Below are 6,809 nucleotides of genomic sequence, written 5' to 3'. Positions count from 1 at the left end.
CGACGAAGGAGCGCCCTTGACAGGCCGGCCCGACACGGAAGGACGATGAGACTGACGGGAAAGCCCCAACCGATCTGTGAGACCGCCCCGCCGGGACCCCGCCCACCCCCGGCCCCGCCCCGCCCCGCCCCGGCCCCTCGCGGGGGTGGTGGCGGCCGCGTGTCGGGTGTCGCATGTCACGGGTGCGCTGCAAGGCGTGGGCGCCCCGGACGGGGGCGGTGGGGGGCCTCGTAGAATCGGCGGGTGGATACGACCCTGGATGACCCCCTCGTCGGGCGCGTGCTCGACGGCCGCTACCGCGTCGACGCCCGTATCGCCGCAGGCGGCATGGCGACGGTCTACCGGGCCCTCGACACCCGCCTCGACCGCGTCCTCGCGCTGAAGATCATGCACCCGGACCTGGCCGCCGACGCCGTCTTCGTCGACCGGTTCATCCGCGAGGCGAAGTCCGTGGCCCGCCTCGCGCACCCCAACGTGGTCGCCGTCTTCGACCAGGGCACCGACGGCCCCTTCACCTACCTCGCCATGGAGTACGTCTCCGGCTGCACCCTGCGCGACGTCCTGCGCGAGCGCGGCGCGCTCCAGCCGCGGGCCGCGCTCGACATCCTGGAGCCGGTCCTCGCCGCCCTCGGCACCGCCCACCGGGCCGGGTTCGTCCACCGGGACATCAAGCCCGAGAACGTCCTGATCGGCGACGACGGCCGGGTCAAGGTCGCCGACTTCGGCCTCGTCCGCTCCGTGGACGCGGCCACCCACACCACCGGCTCGATCCTCGGCACCGTCTCCTACCTGGCCCCCGAGCAGATCGAGGACGGGGTCTACGACGCCCGCGTGGACGTCTATGCCTGCGGTGTCGTCCTCTACGAGATGCTCACCGGGTCCAAGCCGCACACCGGCGGCACCCCCGCGCAGGTGCTCTTCCAGCACCTCAACGAGGACGTCCCGCCCCCGTCGGCCGCCGTCCCCGGGCTGCCGGCCGCCCTCGACGCGCTCGTCGCGCAGGCCACCGCCCGCACCCCCGGGCTGCGCCCCGCCGACGCCGCCGCCCTGCTGGGCCTGGCCCGGGAGGCGCGGGCGCGGATAGGCGAGGCCGAGCTGGACGCCGTACCGCCGCACGCGCGGGCCGCCGAGCGGTCCGCCGCCGAGGACCGCACCAGCGTGATCCCGCGCCCGGTGCCGGGGCAGGTCCAGGAGGCGGTCCTGCACCACACCTCCCGCCTGGAGCGGCCGCAGGAGCCGACGCCCCCGCCGCCCCCGGCTCCCCGGCGGCAGCGCCGGGGCGTGCTCCTCGTCGTCGCCGGGATCCTGCTCGCCCTCGGCATCGGCACCGGCGTCTGGTACGTCAACTCCGGGCAGTTCACCAAGGTCCCCAACCTCCTCGGCAAGACGGAGGAGCAGGCCAGGGCGGAGCTGTCCGCCGCCGGGCTCGGCGTCAAGAAGGTCGACCGGAAGTTCAGCGAGGCCTTCGACCGCGGGACGGTGATGAACTCCGACCCCGTCGGCGGCAAGAGGATCAAGGGCAACGGCGCGGTGACCCTCACCGTCTCCCGCGGCCCCGAGCTGGTCAGCGTGCCCGACCTCAAGGGCCGTCCGCTGGAGGAGGCCAAGGCCGAGCTGACCAGGGCCGGGCTGGCGCCCGGGATCGTCAACCAGGCCTTCAGCCAGGACGTGGCCCAGGGCTCGGTGATCTCCACCGACCCGGCCGGCGGCCAGAAGCGGGCCCCCGACACGGCCGTCGCCCTCCAGGTCAGCAAGGGCCGCCCGGTCCAGGTCCCCACCGTCACCGGCCAGCCCGCCGACCAGGCGCGCGCCGCGCTGGAGGCCCTCGGCCTGAAGGTGGAGACGGCTCCCGACCAGGTCAACTCCCCCACCCCCGCCGGTACGGTCGCCAACCAGTCGATCGGCGCGGGCACCCAGGCGGCCGCCGGGGACACCGTCACGCTGACCCTCTCCAAGGGGCCGCGTCCGGTCCAGGTCCCGAACGTGGCAGGCCAGGAGGTGGAGACGGCCCGCAAGACGCTGGAGGCCCTGGGGTTCAAGGTGAAGGTGGAACGCCCCTTCCTCTCCTTCAGCAGCACGGTGGACACCCAGTCGGTGCCCGCCGGGCAGACCGCCCCCGAGGGCAGCACGATCACCATCAAGACCAAGGGGCTCTGAGCAGCGTTGCTTCGCAATCCCGTGGGCGGGCACGTGCCCGTCGCCGGCGGGCTCGCCTCCGTGGGCCTGGCCTACGCCCGTGAGATGGGTGCCGAGGCCGTCCAGGTCTTCGTCGCCAACCCGCGCGGCTGGGCCACCCCGACCGGGAACCCGGCGCAGGACGAGTCGTTCCGCGCCCGGTGCGCCGAGGAGTCGGTCCCGGCGTACGTGCACGCCCCGTACCTGATCAACTTCGGCTCCCACACCGAGGCCACCGTCGAGAAGTCGGTGGAGTCGCTGCGGCACTCCCTGCGCCGGGCACGGGAGATCGGCGCGCTCGGGGTGGTCGTGCACACCGGGTCGGCGACCGGGGGCCGCCCGCGCGAGGCGGCGTACGCGCAGGTCAGGGAGCACATGCTGCCGCTGCTGGACGAGCTGACGCACGAGGACGACCCGTTCCTGCTGCTGGAGTCCACGGCGGGCCAGGGCTCCTCGCTCTGCTCGCGGACCTGGGACTTCGGCCCGTACTTCGAGGCCCTCGACCACCACGAGAAGCTCGGCATCTGCCTGGACACCTGCCACATCTTCGCGGCGGGCCACGACCTGGCCGAGCCGGGCGGCACCAAGCAGACGCTGGACCTGCTGGTGGACACGGTCGGCGCGGGCCGGCTGAAGCTGATCCACGCCAACGACTCCAAGGAGGGCGTGGGCGCGCACAAGGACCGGCACGCCAACATCGGGCAGGGCCACATCGGCCGGGACGCCTTCGCCGAGCTGTTCTCGCACCCGGAGACGGACGGCGTCCCGCTGATCATCGAGACTCCGGGCGGCAAGGAGGGGCACGCGGCGGACGTGGCCCTGCTGAAGGAGCTCCGCGACCTGCACTGACCCCGGCGAAAATCCTTGAGGGAATACCCCTGGGGGGTATACGGTTCCACCAGTCGGCGGGACCGCCACCCGGCGTTCCGCCAGACCTTCAGGGGGTTGTCATGGAAGAGGCGCACGCGCACCACGAGCACCACGAGCACCACGAGCACGAGGGCCACCAGGAGCACGCCGGCCACGAGGGCCACCACGCCCACCACGCCCACGCCCACGCCCACCACGCCGGCCCCGTCGGCTGGGCGATGGCCGCCAAGGCGACCCTGCACTGCCTCACCGGGTGCGCCATCGGCGAGGTCCTCGGCATGATCGTCGGCACCGCCTTCGGCTGGGGGAACCTCCCGACGATGGTCCTGGCGATCGTCCTCGCGTTCTTCTTCGGCTACGCCCTGACCCTGCGCGGGATCCTCGCCGCCGGCGTGGACTTCCGTTCGGCCGTCCGGGTGGCGCTCGCCGCGGACACCCTGTCGATCGCCGTCATGGAGCTGATCGACAACGGCGTCATCGCCGTCTGGCCCGGCGCCATGGACGCCCACCTCTCCGAGGCCCTGTTCTGGAGCGCCCTGGCGATCTCGCTGGCGCTCGCCTTCGTCGTGACCACCCCGGTCAACAAGTGGATGATCGGCCGCGGCAAGGGCCACGCCGTCGTCCACCAGTACCACCACTAGGCGGCGGTCACAGCTCCGGACCGTCGCCCGGCCCCTCCTGGTACGAGTACCGCTGCTCGCGCCAGGGGTCGCCGATGTTGTGGTAGCCGCGCTCCTCCCAGAAGCCGCGGCGGTCGGCCGTCATGTACTCGATGCCCCGGACCCACTTGGGGCCCTTCCAGGCGTACAGGTGCGGGACCACGAGGCGCAGCGGGAAGCCGTGTTCGGCCGTCAGCGGTTCGCCACCCATGTGGGTGGCGAAGACGGTCCGGTCGGAGGCGAAGTCCGCCAGTCTCAGATTGGAGCTGAAGCCGTACTCGGCCCACACCATCACGTGCGTGACCTGCGGGGCCGGCGGCGCCAGGGCGAGGACGTCCCGGGCCAGCACCCCGCCCCACTCGGCGCCCTGCATGCTGAACTTGGTCACGCAGTGGAGGTCGGCCACCACCGAGTTGAACGGCAGGGCCGTGAACTCCTCGTGGCTCCAGCAGCGCTTCTCACCGTCGGCCGTCGCACCGAAGACGCGGAACTCCCAGCGGTCCGGCTTGAACTTGGGCACGGGACCGTAGTGGGTGACGGGCCAGCCCCTCTGCAACCGCTGCCCCGGAGGGAGCTCGACCTGCTCTGCTCCCGGAAATTCCCGGCTGTCCGGCTGACCCATGTCTCCATGGTGACAGACGTGGCGGGGTGGTCACGACCAGGTACGAACCGAAACGGGCAAGTCCTGGTAACTCCCACTAAGGAGGCACTTACTGGACGGTCCCCTACGGCGGTGCAAAGATGCGCGCACTGCCCAGTCACCTAGCTGACATTGCCTGGAAGGAGCCTCTGCGATGCAGGGCGACCCCGAGGTCCTCGAATTCCTGAACGAGCAGCTGACCGGCGAGCTCACGGCCATCAACCAGTACTGGCTGCACTACCGCATCCAGGACAACAAGGGATGGACGAAGCTCGCCAAGTACACGCGTGAAGAGTCCATCGACGAGATGAAGCACGCGGACAAACTCACCGAGCGCATCCTCATGCTCGACGGTCTGCCCAATTACCAGCGCCTCTTCCACGTCCGCGTCGGGCAGACGATCACCGAGATGTTCCAGGCCGACCGGCAGGTCGAGGTGGAGGCGATCGACCGCCTCAAGCGCGGGATCGAGGTCATGCGTGGGAAGGGCGACGTCACCTCCGCCCGCCTCTTCGAGGAGATCCTGGCGGACGAGGAGCACCACATCGACTACCTCGACACCCAGCTGGAGCTGATCGAGTCCCTCGGTGAGGCGCTGTACATCGCGCAGCTGATCGAGCAGCCGAGCTGAGGGGCCGGATGGCGGATCTAGGCGGCTTCGGCCAGCTGCGGAGCCGGGCCGGCGGCGAGGACGGCCGCCGCGTCGCCCTTCTCCAGCAGTTCCCGGCGCGGGCACGCGCCGCGGCCCAGAAGGCCCTGGATGGTCCGCACGCAGGAGCCGCAGTCGGTGCCCGCCTTGGTGGCGGAGGCTATCTGGCGGGGGGTGCAGGCCCCGGCGGCCGCGTGTTCCTTGACCTGCTGGTCGGTGATCCCGAAGCACGAGCAGACGTACACGCGGTTCACCTCCCTGAGCGGAATGGTCCTGCAGCCATCCCCGGTGCGGTGAGGCTTACCTAACCGTACCCAAAGTGAGGGTTGCCTAAAAGGCCCGGAGACGAGGATGGGGCGCGGATCACATCGATCCGCGCCCCGTCCTCACTCAGAGGTCGCAGGACCTCACTGGTCGCGGTACATCTCCGCCACCAGGAACGCCAGGTCCAGGGACTGGCTGCGGTTGAGGCGCGGGTCGCAGGCCGTCTCGTAGCGCTGGTGCAGGTCGTCGACGAAGATCTCGTCGCCGCCGCCCACGCACTCGGTGACGTCGTCACCGGTGAGCTCGACGTGGATGCCGCCCGGGTGGGTGCCCAGCGCCTTGTGGACCTCGAAGAAGCCCTTGACCTCGTCCAGGACGTCGTCGAAGCGGCGCGTCTTGTGGCCGGAGGCCGCCTCGAAGGTGTTGCCGTGCATCGGGTCGGTGACCCAGGCGACGGTCGCACCGGACGCCGTGACCTTCTCGACCAGCTCGGGGAGCTTGTCGCGGACCTTGTCGGCGCCCATGCGGACGACGAAGGTCAGCCGGCCCGGCTCGCGCTCGGGGTCCAGGCGGTCGATGTACGTCAGCGCCTCGTCGACCGTGGTGGTCGGGCCGAGCTTGATGCCGACCGGGTTGGCGATCCGCGAACAGAACTCGATGTGCGCGTGGTCCAGCTGACGGGTGCGCTCACCGATCCAGACCATGTGGCCGGAGGTGTCGTACAGCTTGCCGGTACGGGAGTCCGTGCGCGTGAGGGCGCCCTCGTAGTCCAGCAGCAGGGCCTCGTGCGAGGAGTAGAACTCCACCGCCTTGAACTCGGCCGGGTCGGTGCCGCAGGCCTTCATGAAGTTCAGGGCGTTGTCGATCTCCCGCGCGAGCTGCTCGTAGCGCTGCCCGGACGGGGAGGACTTCACGAAGTCCTGGTTCCAGGCGTGCACCTGGCGCAGGTCGGCGTAACCGCCGGTGGTGAAGGCGCGCACCAGGTTCAGCGTGGAGGCCGACGCGTGGTACATGCGCTTGAGGCGCTCCGGGTCCGGGACGCGGGCCTCTTCGGTGAAGGCGAAGCCGTTGACCGAGTCGCCGCGGTAGGTCGGCAGGGTCACGCCGTCGCGGGTCTCGGTGTCCTTGGAGCGGGGCTTGGAGTACTGGCCCGCGATGCGGCCGACCTTGACGACGGGCACGGAGGCCGCGTACGTCAGGACGGCGCTCATCTGGAGCAGCGTCTTCAGCTTGGCGCGGATGTGGTCGGCGGAGACGGCGTCGAAGGCCTCCGCGCAGTCGCCGCCCTGCAGCAGGAACGCCTCGCCCTTGGCGACGGCTCCCAGGCGGGCGCGCAGCTGGTCGCACTCGCCCGCGAAGACGAGCGGAGGATACGATTCGAGGTCCGCGACGACAGCGCGCAGGGCCTCGGCATCGGGGTACGAAGGCTGCTGCGCCGCGGGAAGGTCTCGCCAGGTCGCCTTGGCGGCGAGGGCGTGGGTTTCAGCGTTCACGGTCACCCCGTACACATTACGGCGTCAAACGCCGTGTTCGGCCGGACGCCCACCAGGTG

At 71.1% G+C, this 6,809-nt stretch carries 7 protein-coding genes; 4 read left to right on the top strand and 3 right to left on the bottom strand.

Annotated features, from left to right (window positions below):
* Positions 1-243: 243 nt before the first annotated feature.
* The 3 genes from pknB to ACZ5NJ_RS33080 all read left to right on the top strand — a co-directional run bounded on the left by pknB (position 244) and on the right by ACZ5NJ_RS33080 (position 3,686).
* Positions 244-2,157 carry a Stk1 family PASTA domain-containing Ser/Thr kinase gene (gene pknB / locus ACZ5NJ_RS33090; protein WP_468769839.1) on the top strand — a complete coding sequence of 638 codons (1,914 nt, stop codon included), beginning with the start codon at positions 244-246 and terminating at the stop codon, positions 2,155-2,157.
* 6 nt (positions 2,158-2,163) lie between these two features.
* Positions 2,164-3,024 (top strand): deoxyribonuclease IV, encoded by an 861-nt coding sequence (locus tag ACZ5NJ_RS33085; RefSeq protein ID WP_468769837.1) that lies wholly within the window; start codon positions 2,164-2,166, stop codon positions 3,022-3,024.
* A 101-nt stretch (positions 3,025-3,125) separates the two neighbouring features.
* A complete protein-coding gene (locus ACZ5NJ_RS33080) occupies positions 3,126-3,686 on the top strand; it encodes a DUF4396 domain-containing protein (RefSeq protein WP_468769834.1) in 561 nt (186 codons plus the stop codon).
* A 7-nt stretch (positions 3,687-3,693) separates the two neighbouring features.
* Here ACZ5NJ_RS33080 and ACZ5NJ_RS33075 read toward each other — a convergent pair whose 3' ends face one another.
* Positions 3,694-4,326, bottom strand: coding sequence for a sulfite oxidase-like oxidoreductase (locus tag ACZ5NJ_RS33075; RefSeq protein ID WP_468769832.1), 633 nt, complete (start codon positions 4,324-4,326; stop codon positions 3,694-3,696).
* Positions 4,327-4,498: 172 nt separating this feature from the next.
* On the opposite strand from ACZ5NJ_RS33075, the gene bfr reads away from it, so the two are divergent.
* A complete protein-coding gene (bfr, locus tag ACZ5NJ_RS33070; protein ID WP_468769831.1) occupies positions 4,499-4,975 on the top strand; it encodes a bacterioferritin in 477 nt (158 codons plus the stop codon).
* A gap of 17 nt (positions 4,976-4,992) precedes the next feature.
* Here bfr and ACZ5NJ_RS33065 read toward each other — a convergent pair whose 3' ends face one another.
* Positions 4,993-5,247 carry a (2Fe-2S)-binding protein gene (locus tag ACZ5NJ_RS33065; RefSeq protein ID WP_468769830.1) on the bottom strand — a complete coding sequence of 85 codons (255 nt, stop codon included), beginning with the start codon at positions 5,245-5,247 and terminating at the stop codon, positions 4,993-4,995.
* Positions 5,248-5,400: 153 nt separating this feature from the next.
* Positions 5,401-6,756, bottom strand: a complete 1,356-nt coding sequence (locus ACZ5NJ_RS33060) for a class II 3-deoxy-7-phosphoheptulonate synthase (RefSeq protein WP_468769828.1) — start codon at positions 6,754-6,756, stop codon at positions 5,401-5,403.
* Positions 6,757-6,809: the final 53 nt, after the last annotated feature.

This window comes from Streptomyces sp. NPDC032091 (genome assembly GCF_055580265.1).
This window is presented reverse-complemented; position numbering and strand designations above follow the sequence as displayed.